This is a genomic window from Micromonospora sp. NPDC047644, assembly GCF_040704315.1.
Taxonomy (GTDB): Bacteria; Actinomycetota; Actinomycetes; order Mycobacteriales; family Micromonosporaceae; genus Micromonospora.
This window is the reverse complement of sequence record NZ_JBEYSY010000004.1, coordinates 315,547-331,980: the sequence shown is the minus strand read 5'-3', so window position 1 is coordinate 331,980 and position 16,434 is coordinate 315,547. Positions and strand designations below refer to the sequence as shown.

General features: G+C 70.1%; 10 protein-coding genes. 8 read left to right on the top strand and 2 right to left on the bottom strand.

The features are described from left to right. Positions 1-130: 130 nt before the first annotated feature. The 5 genes from AB0877_RS09305 (at position 131) to AB0877_RS09285 (ending at position 4,468) form a co-directional block, all read left to right on the top strand. On the top strand, positions 131-724 hold the full coding sequence (locus AB0877_RS09305; RefSeq protein ID WP_366608087.1) for a hypothetical protein: 594 nt from the start codon (positions 131-133) through the stop codon (positions 722-724). 11 nt (positions 725-735) lie between these two features. After that, positions 736-1,797: a hypothetical protein gene (locus AB0877_RS09300; RefSeq protein ID WP_366608086.1), complete on the top strand. Its 1,062-nt coding sequence runs from the start codon at positions 736-738 to the stop codon at positions 1,795-1,797. A 188-nt stretch (positions 1,798-1,985) separates the two neighbouring features. Next, entirely contained in the window at positions 1,986-3,644 is a 1,659-nt protein-coding gene (locus AB0877_RS09295; RefSeq protein WP_366608085.1) for a sodium:solute symporter family protein, read from the top strand. Positions 3,645-3,660: 16 nt separating this feature from the next. Beyond that, the gene (locus tag AB0877_RS09290; protein WP_124859979.1) at positions 3,661-3,969 is read left to right on the top strand and encodes a hypothetical protein; all 309 of its coding nucleotides are present in this window, start codon (positions 3,661-3,663) and stop codon (positions 3,967-3,969) included. Positions 3,970-4,081: 112 nt separating this feature from the next. Then, positions 4,082-4,468 carry a hypothetical protein gene (locus AB0877_RS09285; RefSeq protein WP_366608084.1) on the top strand — a complete coding sequence of 129 codons (387 nt, stop codon included), beginning with the start codon at positions 4,082-4,084 and terminating at the stop codon, positions 4,466-4,468. Between the two features lie 126 nt (positions 4,469-4,594). Here AB0877_RS09285 and AB0877_RS09280 read toward each other — a convergent pair whose 3' ends face one another. Next, the gene (locus AB0877_RS09280) at positions 4,595-6,382 is read right to left on the bottom strand and encodes a glycoside hydrolase family 6 protein (protein WP_366608083.1); all 1,788 of its coding nucleotides are present in this window, start codon (positions 6,380-6,382) and stop codon (positions 4,595-4,597) included. Between the two features lie 599 nt (positions 6,383-6,981). Here AB0877_RS09280 and AB0877_RS09275 point away from each other — a divergent pair. Continuing rightward, positions 6,982-8,154: a hypothetical protein gene (locus tag AB0877_RS09275; protein WP_366608082.1), complete on the top strand. Its 1,173-nt coding sequence runs from the start codon at positions 6,982-6,984 to the stop codon at positions 8,152-8,154. A 1-nt stretch (position 8,155) separates the two neighbouring features. Further along, the gene (locus tag AB0877_RS09270) at positions 8,156-8,854 is read left to right on the top strand and encodes a class F sortase (RefSeq protein ID WP_366608081.1); all 699 of its coding nucleotides are present in this window, start codon (positions 8,156-8,158) and stop codon (positions 8,852-8,854) included. Positions 8,855-8,926: 72 nt separating this feature from the next. Here the strand turns inward: AB0877_RS09270 and AB0877_RS09265 are convergent, their stop codons facing one another. Beyond that, positions 8,927-14,008, bottom strand: coding sequence for an NAD-glutamate dehydrogenase (locus tag AB0877_RS09265; RefSeq protein ID WP_366608080.1), 5,082 nt, complete (start codon positions 14,006-14,008; stop codon positions 8,927-8,929). A gap of 289 nt (positions 14,009-14,297) precedes the next feature. Here AB0877_RS09265 and AB0877_RS09260 point away from each other — a divergent pair, with 289 nt between their 5' ends. Then, positions 14,298-16,262, top strand: a complete 1,965-nt coding sequence (locus AB0877_RS09260; RefSeq protein WP_366608079.1) for a penicillin-binding transpeptidase domain-containing protein — start codon at positions 14,298-14,300, stop codon at positions 16,260-16,262. The last annotated feature ends 172 nt before the right edge of the window (positions 16,263-16,434 follow it).

The following is a 16,434-nucleotide window of genomic DNA, read 5'->3' as shown; positions in this document are numbered from 1 at the left end:
CCCAAGCGCCTCTTCCGGGGTGAATCAGGCCTCGACAGGTGAGTGGTTGCGCCCCTCGTCAGGAAAGTGTCTCGGATCGGGATTGGCGATCACTGCGCGGAGGGAATAGCAGATGACGAAGGAGGAGCCCATGTCGCCCACGCAGATAGTCGTCATCGTGCTCGTCGTGCTGGTGATCGTCGCGGTGCTGGCCGTGGCCGCCCGCTCGCTCAACAACCGCCGTGCCCTGCGCAACCGGTTCGGGCCGGAGTACGACCGGGTGGTGGCGGAACAGGACAGCCGGTCCGCCGCCGAGCGCGAACTGCGCGACCGGGAACGCCGGCATGCCGAGCTCACGCTCACCCCACTCACCGCGGAGTCCCGGGCTCGCTACGCCGCCGCCTGGGAGGAACTCCAGGTCCGTTTCATCGACTCCCCCGGCGAGACGGTGGGCGACGCAGACGTTCTGGTCACCCGGCTCGTCGAGGAGCGGGGCTACCCGACCGGTGACTTCTCCGACCAGATCGCCCACCTCTCCGTCGAGCACGCCCGCACCCTGACCAACTACCGGGACGCGCACGAGATCCACCTGCGCAACTCCCGGGGCGAGGCCAGCACCGAAGAGCTGCGGCAGGCGGTCGTGCACTACCGCGCACTCTTCGCCGACCTACTCGGCGAGGAGCCGGTCGGCCACCACACTCCCGAACAGCGCCATCACCCGGACCACGACGCCACGAGCCGCTGAGGAGGCCACCGATGCGCCAGGAAGAGCAGCAGGTGAGCAACGACCACCCGGAGGCCGTCCGGTCCGCGCCCGTGCCGGTACCACCGGCCGGCGACCGGGCCGACCGCTCCGACGTCCCGGAGGACGCCCTCGACGACCGGGGCACCTTCGACGACCAGACCGCCGCCCACGGGCGGGCCGACGACACCGACCGGGACGCCGCGTACGACCCGGCCGACGACGAGCTGACCGACGACTCCGACCCGCGCCACCGACGCGACGACCGGTCCGCCGACGAGGGCGGTTTCCACGAGCCGGGGCCGCTGCCGACGACGTTCGGCGCCACCACGGTGGCCGACGCGGTGGCCGCCTCCGCGCTGGCCAGCCCGCACCCGCAGGATCAGCCGGACCCGAGGGCCGAGCGGACCGCCCAGCCGGGCGACGGCGCCGAGGACGGTGAGCGGGAGGGTCTGCGCGCCGACCCCACCGCCGAGCTGCACCGCCGCGACGCGGAGTTCGACGACGGCGCGGGTGTCGACGACCGCGCCGACCTGAACGACCGCACCGACCTGGACGACCGCGCCGACGCGGACACGTCCGCTCGCACCGTCGTCGCGCCGGGGAGCACCGACGGCGACCCCGAGCGGCGCGGCGACCTGACCGGCGACCGGGACGCCGCTACGGCGGGCGCGGCCGGATACGGCAGCGCGACACCCGAGATGGTCGACCCGGACGCGGACGGCGAACCGGTCCCCGGCGACGACACCAGCCCCACGCTGGAGTCCGCCGGAACATCCCGACCCGCCGGGTCGACGGTCGCGGCCGAGCCGGCCACGCTTCTCGACACAGACACCGCGCAGGGCTTCCGGGACCGTTGGCGGGACGTGCAGCTGCGTTTCGTCGACGACCCGCAGGCGGCGGCCGGCGAGGCGCAGTCGCTGGTGGAGGAGGCCATCCAGGCCCTGTCCTCGGCGCTGGCCGCGCAGAAGAACACGCTGGGTGGGTGGCAGGACGCCGGCTCGGCCGACACCGAGCAACTGCGGATGGCGGTCCGCAACTACCGGGACTTCCTGGACCGCGTACTCGGTCGCTGAGTCCACCCGACCGATTGACTGGCGCCCCGGCCGAAACGGCCGGGGCGCCAGTTTGCGTACCGGACCAGCCAGATCGCCCGAAGGGGCCAGACACGCCGGTCGCGACCTCGGGGTGTGAAACCGCGCGGACCGGGTAATAGGGCGCGCGCGGACCAACCAGCGCGGACGTCGGGACGAGGGGTGACGGGGTGGACGGCGACGGTCTTCGGCTCAACATGAACGGCCTGGACTACCTGATCCTGGCGCTGTACTTCGTCACCGTCCTCGGGGTCGGCTTCGCCGCCCGCCGGGCCATCCGGACCAGCGTCGACTTCTTCCTCTCCGGCCGCTCCCTGCCGGCCTGGGTGACCGGTCTCGCCTTCGTCTCGGCGAACCTGGGCGCGTTGGAGATCATCGGGATGGCCGCCAACGGGGCCCAGTACGGGGTCATGACGGTCCACTACTACTGGATCGGCGCGGTCCCGGCGATGGTCTTCCTGGGCATCGTGATGATGCCCTTCTACTACGGCTCCAAGGTTCGCAGCGTGCCGGAGTACCTGCGGCTGCGCTTCAACCGCCCCACCCACCTGCTCAACGCGATCAGCTTCGCCGTCGCCCAGGTGCTGATCGCCGGCGTGAACCTGTACGCGCTGGCCCTCGTCATGCAGGCGCTGCTCGGCTGGCCGCTCTGGACGGCGATCGTGGTCGGCGCGGCGATCGTGCTGGCGTACATCACCATCGGCGGCCTGTCCGGGGCGATCTACAACGAGGTGCTCCAGTTCTTCGTCATCCTGGCCGGCCTCATCCCGGTCACCGTGATCGGTCTGGTCAAGGTCGGCGGCTGGAACGGCCTGATGGACGCGGTCGGCGACACCAAGCTCGGCGAGGCCGGTCTGCACGCGTGGCAGGACACCGGCAGCACGGCGAACCCGCTCGGCGCGCACTGGATCGGCATCGTCTTCGGCCTCGGCTTCGTGCTGTCGTTCGGCTACTGGACGACGAACTTCGCCGAGGTGCAGCGGGCCCTCTCGGCCAAGAACATGAGCGCCGCCCGGCGTACGCCGATCATCGCCGCGTACCCGAAGTTGTTCATCCCCCTGGTCACGGTCATCCCCGGCCTGGTGGCCCTGGTCACCGTGAAGGGCCTCGGCGCGGAGAGCGGCGACCTGCAGTACAACAACGCCATCCCGCTGCTGATGCGCGACCTGCTCCCCAACGGCGTGCTCGGGGTCGCGGTCACCGGCCTGCTCGCCTCGTTCATGGCCGGCATGGCGGCCAACGTGAGCGGCTTCAACACCGTCTTCACCTACGACATCTGGCAGGCGTACATCCGCCGTGACCGGTCGGACGAGTACTACCTGCGCGTCGGCCGGTGGGCGACGGTCGCCGCCGTGGTGATCGGGATCGGCACCGCGTTCATCGCGGCCGGGTTCAGCAACATCATGAACTACATCCAGGCGCTCTTCTCCGTCTTCAACGCGCCGCTGTTCGCCACCTTCATCATCGGCATGTTCTGGAAGCGGATGAGCGCGCTGGCCGGCTTCTGGTCGCTGCTGCTGGGCACCCTGGTGTCGTTGAGCCTCTACCTGCTCTACAAGGGCGGGGTGATCGATTTCAACTCCGACCTGGAGGAGAGCTTCTGGGGCGCCGGTCTGGCGTTCGTCACGGCGGTGGTGGTCGCCGCGATCGTCACCCCGCTCACCGCACCTAAGCGGGACGAGGAGTTGCGCGGGTTGGTGTACGGCATGGGCGGCGTCGACCTGAAGGGCGACGTGCTCGCCGGGGACGCCGTCTGGTACCGCTCGCCGGTGCTGCTCGGTCTGATCGCGGTCGCGCTGGCCGCCCTCTTCTACATCCCGGTCTTCTGAGGAAAGGGGTCGGCAGATGAGCAACGACGGCCAGCCGGCACAGGACCCGCTGATCGACGAGGCGCAGGCGGAGCAGCGGCGCTCCGCCGCGGCCCGGTTGTTCGACATCCGCCGGGTGATCGGTGGCCTCTTCGTCGCGTACGGGGTCATCGTGACGCTGATCGGCATCTTCGACAGCCGGGCCGAGATCGACAAGGCCGAAGGCGTACGGATCAACCTGTGGGCCGGGCTGGCGATGCTCGTGTTCGGTCTGCTCATGCTGCTCTGGCAGTGGTGGCGCCCAGCGGAGGCGCCGTCCCCCAACGAGCAGCAGCCCGACGCCTGACCGGACCGCGTGAACACGGCCCGGCCCGGCCGCCGGGCGGTCCGGCATGAGCGCGGCACGAAGGGGTACGCGGGGGGAATCAGGCACCGTGTCGGACCCAGGAGGCAGCACCATGACCGATCGCGATCGCCAACCGCCGCTGGAGGACAGCCCCGAGGTGGCCTCGGCGGTGGACGATGACGCCACCGTGCCGCAACTGCGCACCGGGGGTGGCCCGGACCGGGACACGCCGGGCTTCGCCGAACCCGGCAGCCGACCAGGTGACCTCGCGCCCGACACCGACGAGCTGATCGGCGACCCGTACGCCGCCGGCACCGGGGCCACCGGGACGGGAACCGGCGCCGGCGGGGACAACATCCGCACCGGGGGCGAGCAGCCCTGGGAGCCGGAGGACCTGGTGATGGCCCGCGGGCAGGATCTGACACCGGAGAACCTGGAGAAGGCCCGCCGCGACCTGGCCGAACAGGGCCCGGCGGCGATCGAACGCACGGTGCCCTGATCGGGCCGACAAAAAGGGGGGGTCCCCGGCCCGACCTGTGACGGTCGAGCCGGGGACCCGGGGGGAACCTGCTGCCAACAGTGCCTCACCAACCACTGGCAGCGGGTTGGTGCGTGAGCTACCCGATCAGAGCGCCGGGTAGGCGTTGCGCATGAGCTCCTGGAACTGGGCGGAGAACCAGGCACCGGAGATCGGCGCGTCGCCCAGGGCACCCGACGGGTTGTTGCCGTTACGGGCGTTGCCGCCGTACGTCGGGTCGCACATCCGGTCGAAGCCCTTGCCCTCGTTGTTCGGGATCTCCTTGCTGGAGCCGTCCGACTCGCCCGGCGGCTTCACCCAGACGTAGGCGTCGATACCCGTGGCCGGGGCCACCCGAGGCCGCTCACCGAGACCGGCACCGGCCTGGTTGCACCAGTTGCCGAGGTGTGCCCGACGGTCGATGCGACCACCGTTGACGTACGTGTCGACGCTCGTCGTCGCACCCGGGCCGGTGGGCCGGGCGGAGCCGCCCCAACCGTTGCGCGAGGTGTCGATCAGCATGCCGATGTTCGAGTTGAAGCCCAACGAGACCAGCTTGGTCCGGAACGCCTGGGCGAACGACAGCTCGTCGACGTAGTAGTTCCAGTCGACCCACTTGGACTGCCGCACCGTCTGGCCGTTCACGTTGTCGGTGACCTTGAAGTACGGCTCCTGCAGCGCCGAGTAGTTGGCGGTGTTGGTGATGAAGCCGTGCACGTTGTTGACAGTGCTGCCGGAGGCGACAGCCGCGGTCTTCAGGATCTCCGCGCTCGGGTTGAAGTTGCTGTCCCAACCGAGCCAGCCGTGGTGGCCGGAGTCGATGTAGTTGTAGACGTTGCCGATCGCGCCCAGCTTGGCCAGGGCGTAGCCGACGCCGTTGACGTAGGCGCCGTTGGCCTTGACCGTGTCACACATGACCGTGCCGCCCGGCTGGCCGGAGGTGTTGGTCACCAGGTTCGGCAGCGAGTCGATCTCGATGATGTTGATGATCCGCAGGCTGCTGTACTTGGCCTGGCTCTGGATCGCGGCGATCGGGTCGATGTACTCGGCCTTGTACTTCGGCAGCTCGTCCGGGCCCAGCTCACCGTTGGAGGCGAGCGCGGAGCAGTCCCGGCCGGGCAGGTTGTAGATCACGAACTGGATGTAGCCGGCACCCTGGCGCAGCGCCTCGTCCAGGTGCTCCTTCACGCCGAAGGCACCGTTGGAGCTGCTGTTCGGCGTGCCGTTGATCGCGGCGATCCGGTCCAGCCAGACGGCGGTGGGGTTGTTGGAGACCCGGCTGCCGCCGGGCTCGGCGTCCGCCTTGGCCTTCCACTCCGGGTTCACGTAACCGCGCACCCCGGCGTACGGGTTGTCGACCTTGGTGCCGGGCGGGTTGGTCGTGGGCGGGTCGGTCGGCGGGTCGGTCGGCGGGTCGGTCGGCGGATCGGTCGGCGGGTTGGTCGGCGGGTTGGTCGGCGGGGTGGTGCCACCGTTGCAGACCACGCCGTTCAGGGTGAACGAGGTGGGCTTCGGGTTGCTGCCGCTCCACGCGCCGTTGAAGCCGATGCTCGTCGACGCGCCGGTGGCCAAGGTGCCGTTGTAGGACATGCTGCGCGCGGTGACCTGGCTGCCGGACTGGGTGTACGTGGCCGACCAGCCCTGCTGCACCCGCTGGCTGGAGTTGGGGAAGGTCCAGCCGAGCGTCCAGCCGTTCAGCGCGTCGCCGACGTTCTTGATGGTGATGTTCGCGGTGAAGCCGCCCTGCCAGTCGTTGCTCGTGTACGCGATATCGCACTGCGTCGCGGCCTGCGCCGCGGTAACCGGAATCGTTACGAGCCCACCCGCGACCAGGGCACCCGCGCCGGTGAGCGCGAGGGCCCGGCGTGGGCCGGTTAGCCTTCTCCACACATTCATGCCACTGATCTCCTTGGGCGAGACCGGGCCCAGGTGCGGCCCGGCGGGACGGCCCGATGGGCGTCCTGCACGGACGGCCGCCGGCGCCACGGGATTCTTTGGGGGGCGCCCGACCCGGACGGGCGATGGTGGTGGTGGTGCCCGACCGATGCGTCGGCCGGTCGATCGGCGGCGGGTGCGTCGCCCGGTGAGAAACCGGGTGCCCTCGACTCCCTGCCTGCGCGGTATGGCTCTTTGAACCGCGTTCGCCGATTCTTGCATGGGAGCGCTTCCATGGCAATGGCTCGATGCGTTGCCGGAGACGCTTCGGACGATACCTCCGTGGATGCCGGCCGGCACGCGCCGCCCGCAGCCGCCGCTATCGGATGCCGGGGCAGGCCAGGCACGGGATGCGCGCAACGGCGCGACACGCCCACGGAGCCTCGGGACGCCTGACACGACACTCAGCGCGGCGAAAGCCGCGTACCACCCCTTCACCTCTTACATGGATCAAAGGTAAAACGCGAATCTTTCACTTCATAAGTCATGAAACGGTCTAACGTCGTTCTTAGCTCGGTTGTCGCCGAGCTCAGGACAACAGGGATGGAGTGACGCAGGTCATGGCTAAGAAGATGCTCGGGAAGGTCGTCGCGGGCGCCGCGCTCGGCGGCGCGTCGCTCCTGGTGTTCGCACCGGGGATCGCGTTCGCCGACGGCCACGACGACGGCAAGGTCTACGCCAAGCCGCACGTCGTCAAGGCTGGCGACGAGGTCAAGCTCCTCGAGATCTGCCCGGATCGGCAGGAGCACGCGTACGTGTGGTCCAAGGTCACCGGCAAGGTCAAGCTCAAGCCGGCGGACGAAGACCGGGGCGAGGACCGCGAGTGGCGTGAGGAGGAGAACTCCTCCGACCACGACAAGGGCAAGGACGAACACGGCAAGGACGACAAGGGCAAGGACGAGCACGGCAAGGACGACAAGGGCAAGGACCACGAAGGCAAGGACGACAAGGGCAAGGACGAACACGGCAAGGACGACAAGGGCAAGGACGAGAACGGCAAGGGCGGCCAGGGTGGCGGCGCTGCCGCCGACGCCTACGGCGACGAGGGCAGCAAGGACTGGAAGGGCGAGGAGCACGGCCAGGACGCCGAAGAAGGCCGTGACAAGAAGGACTGGGACTCCAAGGACGAGCACGGCTCGGACTACGGCTCGGACAAGGGCTGGGACAGCAAGGACGAGCACGGCTCCGACTACGGCTCGGACAAGGGCTGGGAGAACAAGGACGAGCACGGCTCCGACTACGGCTCGGACAAGGGCTGGGAGAACAAGGACGAGCACGGCTCCGACTACGGCTCGGACAAGGGCTGGGACAGCAAGGACGAGCACGGCTCCGACTACGGCTCGGACAAGGGCTGGGAGAACAAGGACGAGCACGGCTCGGACGAGCGTGGCGGTTACGGCAAGGACGAGCGCGGCTCGGACGAGCGTGGCGGTTACGGCAAGGACGAGCGCGGCTCGGACGAGCGTGACTGGGACAAGGAGCGCGAGTTCGTCTACTACGGCGAAGCCAAGGTCGACAAGGACGCCAAGCCGGGTCGCTACGAGCTCAAGGGCTCCTGCGGCGAGGGCGAGCTCGTCGTGCTGCCGCACGGCGGCGTCGACGGTGGTGACGGTGGCGCCAGCACCGGCACCGACCGCGGCCTGGCCACCGGCGGGGCGGGCCTGCTCGGCGCTGCCGCGCTGGGCGGGATCGTGTTGATGCGTCGTCGGCGGACCGATGGTTCGCTCGTCTGACGTGACGACGACACCGGCCGGCGGCCGTCGCGGGAGACCGTGGCGTGCCGCCGGCACGGCCGTCGTCGTCACCATGGCCATGATCGGCGCCGGCATGATCGGCGCCTCCCTGAAGACCACACCCACTGCCCGGCCGCCGCAGCCGCTGGCCCAGGCCGGCCCGGAGCCGACCGCGCCGCCGAGCACCGCCGACGACTCCCCGCCGGTCGACGGGCAGCCGGTCGGTCAGGCGGCGGTCGGTTTGGCCCGGTCGGCGCCGACGAGCATCGAGATCCCCCGGATCGGCGTCAACGCGACGATCATGTCGTTGGGCACCAACCCGGACGGCACCGTCCAGGTCCCTCCGCTGGACAAAGCCGACCAGGCCGGGTGGTACGAGCCGGGTGCGAGCCCGGGCGAGACGGGCAACGCGGTCATCGTCGGGCACGTGGACTCGGCGGTGCTCGGCCCGGCCGTCTTCTTCGACCTCGGCGCCCTCACCCCCGGCGACACCGTCACGGTGCGCCGCGCCGACGGGGTGCCGGCCACCTTCACTGTCGACTCGGTCAAGTCGTACCCGAAGACGGCCTTCCCCACCGAGTTGGTCTACGGACCGAGTGACCGGCCCGGCCTGCGGGTGGTCACCTGCGGCGGCCAGTTCGATCAGGCCGCGAAGAGCTACCCGGACAACATCGTCGTCTTCGCCACGCTGGCGGCCTGACCGACGAGGAACGAAAGAGGTCCGGCCGGTCGGGTCACCCCGACCGGCCGGACCGCGTCCGGCGTAGCTGAATCAGGCTGCCGCGGAGGTCCGCACCAGGGTGCGGATCTGGCGCAGCAGCACCGACAGGGCGGCGAGATCCGCCCGCGACTCGTCGAACTCACCCATCGCCCGTCGGGCGCGGTGGATGGAGGTGGCGTTCGACTGCTCCCACTGCTGCACCCGCTCGTGCGGCGGCAGGTCGCCCGGAGTGGAGTCGAGCACCTCCGCGGTGAGCGCGGCGAGCGCGGCGTACAGGTCGTACCGCAGCGCCATTCGCGCGAGGGTCTGCCAGCGGTCCTCGCGCGGCAGCAGGGAGATCTTCGACAGCAGCGAGTCCACCCGGAACAGGTCGGACAGCACGAAGTAGACCGAGGCCACTTCGCTGACGTCCCGCCCACTGGCGTTCGCGGTCTCCACCACGTCCATCAGACCGAAGCTGTACATCAGCCGGGTGGCCCGCTCCGCCAGCTCGCGGGGCAGCCCACGCTCGGTCATCGAGTCCATGTGCGCGGCGATGCCCTGGCGCTCGTTGCCGTAGAACAGCTCCTCCAGCCCCGGCAGCAGCCGGGTGACCCCGTCGCGCAGCCGGGCGATCTCGGCCGGCACGTCGATCGGCGAGCGCCGGTTGGAGACCAACCACCGCACCGCGCGGTCGAGCAGCCGACGGGTGTCCAGGTAGACGCTGGTCTGCAGCTCCGGCGCCACCTTGTTGTCCAGCGCCTCGACCTCGTCCCACAGCTCGCGCAGGCCGAACACCTCGCTGACCACCACGTAGGCCCGGATCACGTCGGCCGCGCTGGCCGCCGTCTCCTCGACCACCCGGAAGATGAACGAGATGCCACCCCGGTTGATCGCCTCGTTGACCAGCACCGTGGTGACGATGTCCCGGCGCAGCCGGTGCCGGCCCATCCGGTCGGCGAACCGCTCGCGCATCGGCGTCGGGAAGTAGTTGACCAGGACGTCGGTCGTCCACTCCTCGTCGGCCAACCCGTCGGTGAGGATCTCCCGCTCCAGGACGATCTTCACGTACGCGAGGAGCACGGCGAACTCCGGCGCGGTCAGCCCGGACTCGCTGCGGACCGCCAGTTCCTCGTCCGGCGGCAGCGCCTCCAACGCGCGGTCCAATCCGCCCGAACGCTCCAGCTCGTTGATCATCCGACGGTGCACCGGGAGCAGCGAGGCGGCCTGGGCCTGGGCGTTGTTGATCGCCCGAGCCTGGTCGTAGTTGTCGCGCAGCACCAGCTCCGCGACCTCGTCGGTCATCCCGGCCAGCAGCTCGTCCCGGTCGGCCATGGTCAGCTCACCGTCGGCCACCGCCGTGTTGAGCAGGATCTTGATGTTCACCTCGTGGTCGGAGGTGTCCACCCCGGCCGCGTTGTCGATGAAGTCGGTGTAGATCCGGCCGCCGGTCAACGCGTACTCGATCCGGCCGAGCTGGGTCCAGCCCAGGTTGCCGCCCTCGCCCGCCACCCGGCAGCGCAGGCCGCGTCCGTCCACCCGGATCGCGTCGTTGGACTTGTCGCCCACCTCGGCGTTGGTCTGGGTGGAGGCCTTGACGTAGGTGCCGATGCCGCCGTTCCAGAACAGGTCCACCGGAGCGGTGACGATCGCCTTCATCAGGTCCTGCGGCGACAACTGCGTGACGTCGTCGTCCAGGCCGATCGCCGCCCGGACCTGCGGCGTGATCGGAATGGACTTCGCGGTACGCGGGAAGATGCCGCCACCTGCCGAGATCAGCTCCGGGTTGTAGTCCTCCCAGGAGGAGCGGGGCAGGTCGAACAGCCGTCGACGCTCCGCGTACGAGGTGGCGGCGTCCGGCTCCGGGTCGAGGAAGATGTGCCGGTGGTCGAAGGCGGCCACCAGCCGGATGTGCTCGGAGAGCAGCATCCCGTTGCCGAACACGTCGCCGGACATGTCGCCGACGCCGACCACCGTGAAGTCCTGGGCCTGGGTGTCCAGGCCCAGCTCGCGGAAGTGCCGCTTGACCGACTCCCAGGCGCCCCGGGCGGTGATGCCCATCTTCTTGTGGTCGTAGCCGGCGGATCCGCCGGACGCGAACGCGTCGCCCATCCAGAAGTTGTGGGCCTTGGAGATCTCGTTGGCGATGTCGGAGAACGTGGCGGTGCCCTTGTCGGCCGCCACGACCAGGTACGGGTCGTCGCTGTCGTGCCGGACCACGTCCTCGGGCGGCACGATCTGCCCGCTGACGATGTTGTCGGTGACGTCCAGCATCGCGCCGACGAACTCCTGGTAGCAGGCGACCGCCTCGTCCCGGTCGCCCGGCTTCTGCTTCAACACGAAGCCGCCCTTGGCGCCGACCGGCACGATCACGGTGTTCTTCACCATCTGCGCCTTGACCAGGCCCAGCACCTCGGTCCGGAAGTCCTCCCGACGGTCGGACCACCGCAACCCGCCCCGGGCCACCGGCCCGAACCGCAGGTGCACACCCTCGAACCGCGGCGAGTAGACGAAGATCTCGAACTTCGGTCGCGGCGCGGGCAGGTCCGGGATGGCCTGCGGGTCGAGCTTGAACGCCACGTACGCCTTCGGCCGCCCGTCGGCGCGCTTCTGGTAGAAGCTGGTCCGCAGGGTCGCCTCGATCAGCGTCAGGTACGAGCGCAGGATCCGGTCCTGGTCGAGGCTCGCCACGTCGTCCAGCGCGCCCCGGATCGTCTCCACCAGCTCACCGCTGCGCTGCTGCCGCTGCTCGGTGCTCAACTCGCCCGGCGCGAACCGGGTCTCGAAGAGCTCCACCAGCAACGCGGCGAGCTTCGGGTACGCGATGAATGTCTGCTCCATGTAGTCCTGCGAGAAGACCGTGCCGGCCTGCCGCAGGTACTTCGCGTACGCCCGCAGCACCACCACCTGCCGCCAGGTCAGCCCGCCGCGCAGCACCAGCTCGTTGAACCGGTCCACCTCGGCCTCGCCGCGCCAGGCCGCCGCGAAGGCGTTCTCCACGTGCGGGCGCACCTCGGCCAGCTCGTGATGCCCCTCGGGCAGCATGAGGCCGAAGTCGTACAGGTAGACCCGACCGTCGATCCGGTCCACCTCGTACGGGTGCTCGTCGACCACCCGTACGCCGAGCGAGTGCAGGACCGGCAGCACGGCGGAGAGCATCATCGGCTCGCCGTACCGGTAGACCTTGAACCGGACGTCCATCGCCTCGGCCAGGTCGGCCCCCGGCACCCGGGTGCCCGGCCGCGGTGCCAACTGCTTGCGGAACAGGTGCATCTCCAGCTGGCCGGGCTCCTCCAGCAGCTCCAGCTTCGCCAGGTCCTTCATCGCCTCGTACGGCGTGTGCCCGTCCTTGTAGCCCTCCGGGAAGGCGTCCGCGTACCGGGTGAACAGGTGCTTGGCCTGCTCGTCGCCGAGCTTGCGCTCCAGCACCAGCCGGTAGTCGTCGTCCCACAGACGGGTGGCGTCGGCCAACTCCTCGGCCAGCAGGTCGGCGTCGATGTCGCCGGGTGGCCGCGTCGGGTCGGTCCGGACGATGAAGTGCACCCGGGCCAGCATCGACTCGGTGACCCGGGTGGTGTAGTCCACCCCGACGCCGTTCAGCTCACGCAGCAGGATGTCCTGCATGCGCAGCCGGTTCTGGGTGGTGAACCGGTCCCGGGGCAGGTAGATCAGGCAGGAGATGAACCGCCCGTACGCGTCCCGACGCAGGAACACCCGCAGTTGCCGGCGGCCGGCCATCCGCAACACGCCGACCACCGCGTGGTACAGGTCGTCGGTCTTGATCTGGAACAGCTCGTCGCGCGGGTAGGTCTCCAGGATCTGGATCAGATCCTTGCCCGAGTGGCTGCGCTGGCTCAGACCGGAGCGGTCCAGCACCTCGGCCACCTTGCGGCGTACCACCGGCAGCTCGCGGACGCTGGTCCGGTAGGCGGCCGTCGAGAACAGCCCCAGGAAGCGCCGCTCACCGATCACGTCACCGGCGGAGTTGAAGATCTTGAAGCCGATGTAGTCCAGGTACGCCGAGCGGTGCACGGTGGCCCGGGAGTTCGCCTTCGTGATGATCAACAGGCGCTTCTCCAGCACCTTCTCGTGCGCCTCGGGCGTCATCGAGGAGAGCGAGCGCGCATCCGGCGAGTCGGAGCGCAGAATGCCCAGACCGGTGCCGAGCACCGCCTCCAACGCCTTGCCGTCGACCGGGTCGGCGGCGTCGTCGCCGTCGGCGTCCACCAACCGGTACTCGCGGTAGCCGAGGAAGGTGAAGTGGTCCTGGGCGAGCCACCGCAGCAACTCCACCGAGTCGGTGATGTCCTTTTCCGGCACGGGTGGGCGGTTGTCGGAGGTACGGGCGGACGCCAGCTCGTCGGCGAGCGCGAGGGCACGCTGACGCATCTTCGGCCAGTCCTCGACCGCCTCCCGCACGTCGGTGAGCACCCGCTGCAACTCGCGGCGCAACCGGTCCCGTTCGGCCGCGTCCCGGACCGGGTCGATCTCGATCCGCATCCAGCTCTCGATGATGTCGCCGGCGATCGCGTCGTCCGGTTCCACATCGGCGGAGACCTCGGTGAGCCGGCCCAGCGGCTCCCGCCGCACCACCACCAACGGGTGCACCAGCAGGTGCACGTCGAGGTGGTACGAGTTGAGCAACGCCGTCACCGAGTCGACCAGGAACGGCATGTCGTCGGTGACGATCTCGACGACCGTGTGGTGCTGGTCGGCGTGCGGTTCGTGGATCCGCAGCTTCAACTCGCCCGGCACCCGCTGCTGGGCGAGATCCCGGTGAGCCCGGGCCGCGTCGAGCATCTCTTCCGCCGTGAAGCCGACCAGCTCCTCGTCCGGGGCGAACCGCCAGAAACGGCCGACAAGTGTCGCCGCGTCGTGGTCGTCCCCGGCGAGCGCGACGGCCTGGGCCACCAGGCGCTCCGCGTTGGGAACGGGTTCGTCGAGCTCGGCGTCCTCCACGTCGTCGGCCAGCGCCTCGGCTGGCAGACCCAGATCGTAGATGGTGTCGATGCTCGACCCGGTCAGCCCGGTGACTCCCGTGTCGAGTCGGCCGTAGCCGTCCCCGTCGGTCGCCGAATCGAAGCTGTCATCGTCCCGGCCGGAGTCATCCTGCCGGAGGTCGGGTTCCGGTTTGATCGCCGGACGCCGGTCCATCGGTGCCACTCCCCTCGACCCACCGCGTTGTGGGTCACTCTGCCGCCCAGCCTAGGCCCTGCCGTTGTGCGCCTTCGTCGGCGGACCACTGGCCAGACGTCCGGATCGGGACTTTGTCCTTTCACCCGTTGCGGGTCCGAGGTTGGCCGGCTGCGGGATACCCCGCCACGCGATGTTCATCACACGGGTACGGCTCGTCTTTGAGCGCGGCCGAGCACCTGGGGGACGTTGGGGACGGCGTTCCCGTACTACCGTGCGAGGGCAGTCCGAGATCGGAAGGACCAGCTTCATGCCCTTGTCGTACCCCCGGCCCCACCGGCCGAACCCCGCCCGTCGGCTCGCCGCCGGCGTCACCACGGCGCTGCTCACGGCGGGTGTCCTCGTCGGTTGTTCCGGTGACGACGGGCCGCAACGCACTGTCGACGCCTTCCTCGCCGGCTGGCGCAGCGGTGACCTCCAGGCGGTCGGTCTGATCGACCCGCTCGGCGCGAAACTGCCCTCAGCGGACGTGAGTGGCGAGATCAAGGAGCTTTCCGGTGAGTTGGCGGCCACCCCGCCCACGCTGACGCGTCGCGGCGAGCCGAAGATCACGAAGGACATCGCGACCACCACCGTCCAGGTGGAGTGGGCCCTGCCCGGTCAGACCCGCTGGGCGTACGACCGGGAGGTCCGGCTCGCCCACGGCGACGACGACCAGTGGCAGGTGATCTGGGAGCCGAAGGTGGTGCACGAGCAGCTCAGCAAGGGTGACCGGTTGGCGCTGCGTCGCGACGCCGGTGCCCGCGCCGCCGTGCTGGACAACGCCGGGAAGCCGCTGGTCACCCCCCGCACGGTGATCCGGGTGGGTGTGCAGCCCAACGGGGTCGCCGACCTGAAGAAGCTCGTCAAGGACCTCGACGCGGCGTTCAAGGCCATTCGTCCGGCGCTGGTTCCCGGCGTCGACCTGGCCGATCTGCCTGAGCGGGTGGCCAAGGCCGAGCCGGGCGCCTTCGTCGAGGTGGTGTCACTGCGTGAGGAGGCGTACCGGCAGATCAAGCCCCGGATCTACGACCTGCCCGGCACCAAGTTCATCACCGACAAGATCGACCTGGCGCCCACCCGCGAGTTCGCCCGTGCGCTGCTCGGCACCGTCGACCCGGCGCAGGCCGACGACATCGCCGCGCATCCCGACCGGTACGTCGTCGGCGACCTGGTCGGGCACGGCGGTCTACAGGGCCGTTACGACGAGCGACTGCGCGGCGGCCCCGGGCTGACCGTGGTGGTCGAGCGTCCGGCCGAGGGCGGCAAACTCGAACCCACCGGCGCGGAACTGTTCCGCCGGGAGCCGCAGCCCGGGCAGGCGCTGAAGACCACGCTGGACGTCGCCGTCCAGAACGCGGCCGACGGGGCACTGCGCGCCGAGCCGCGCCGGTCCGCCCTGGTGGCGCTCCGGATCAGCGACGGCGCCGTGCTCGCCGCCGCCAACGGCCCCGGTCCGGCCGGGCAGAACCTGGCCTTCGACGCCCAGGTGCCTCCCGGCTCGACCTTCAAGATGGTCAGCACGCTGGGCCTGCTGGACCGGGGCGCGGTCACGCTGGACGGGCCGGTGGACTGCAAGAAGACCTTCACCGTGGACGGCCGGTCCTTCAAGAACTCGGACAACTTCGAGCTCGGCTCGGTGCCGTTCCGCACCGACTTCGCCAAGTCCTGCAACACGGCGTTCGCCGCGCTGGCCCCGAAGCTCGGCGGCGACGGGCTGGCCGCCGCCGGTCGCTCGCTGGGCCTGGAGGGTCAGTGGGACCTCGGCATGGACGCCTTCACCGGCAAGGTCTCGACGGGCGGCAGCCTCGCCGAGCAGGCCGCCGCGTCGTTCGGGCAGGGCACCACACTGGTCAGCCCGCTCGCCATGGCCGGCGCCACCGCCGCCGTCGCCCGGGGCCGCTTCGAGCAGCCGAAGCTGCTGCTCGACCCGGCACCGGCCAAGCCGGCCCCGGCGGGCGAGCAGCTCAAGCCGGAGTCCGTCGAGGCGCTGCGCACGATGATGCGCGAGGTCGTCACGGCCGGCACCGGCAGCGCGCTCAAGGACGTGCGGGGCGAGGTGTACGGCAAGACCGGCACCGCCGAGTACGACGACAACCCGGCGCACACCCACGCCTGGTTCGTCGGCTGGCGCGGCGACGTGGCGTTCGCCGTCTTCGTGGAGAAGGGCGGGGCCAGCACCGCCTCGGCCGTTCCGATGGCCGAGCGCTTCCTCCGCGCTCTCCCAACCCCCTGACCCCACCACCTGGACGCCCACGGGGCGTCCGACGCCTGGCCTTGATCCACTCGGTTTCGTTGAAACGGGGGTGTCCGATCCACTCGGACACCCCGGAATACCTGAGAACCGAGCCGATCAAGGCCAGGGGGCCGAGGGCCAGGTCAGGCGGTGTCGGCCTCGTGCCTCTCGG

What these genes read in the sequence shown, in the direction of transcription:
- AB0877_RS09290 (WP_124859979.1), top strand. Translation starts at nt 3,661, where the DNA reads ATGAGCAACGACGGCCAGCCGGCACAGGACCCGCTGATCGACGAGGCG.
- AB0877_RS09260 (WP_366608079.1), top strand. Translation starts at nt 14,298, where the DNA reads ATGCCCTTGTCGTACCCCCGGCCCCACCGGCCGAACCCCGCCCGTCGG.
- AB0877_RS09300 (WP_366608086.1), top strand. Translation starts at nt 736, where the DNA reads ATGCGCCAGGAAGAGCAGCAGGTGAGCAACGACCACCCGGAGGCCGTC.
- AB0877_RS09305 (WP_366608087.1), top strand. Translation starts at nt 131, where the DNA reads ATGTCGCCCACGCAGATAGTCGTCATCGTGCTCGTCGTGCTGGTGATC.
- AB0877_RS09275 (WP_366608082.1), top strand. Translation starts at nt 6,982, where the DNA reads ATGGCTAAGAAGATGCTCGGGAAGGTCGTCGCGGGCGCCGCGCTCGGC.
- AB0877_RS09285 (WP_366608084.1), top strand. Translation starts at nt 4,082, where the DNA reads ATGACCGATCGCGATCGCCAACCGCCGCTGGAGGACAGCCCCGAGGTG.
- AB0877_RS09265 (WP_366608080.1), bottom strand. Translation starts at nt 14,008, where the DNA reads ATGGACCGGCGTCCGGCGATCAAACCGGAACCCGACCTCCGGCAGGAT.
- AB0877_RS09280 (WP_366608083.1), bottom strand. Translation starts at nt 6,382, where the DNA reads ATGAATGTGTGGAGAAGGCTAACCGGCCCACGCCGGGCCCTCGCGCTC.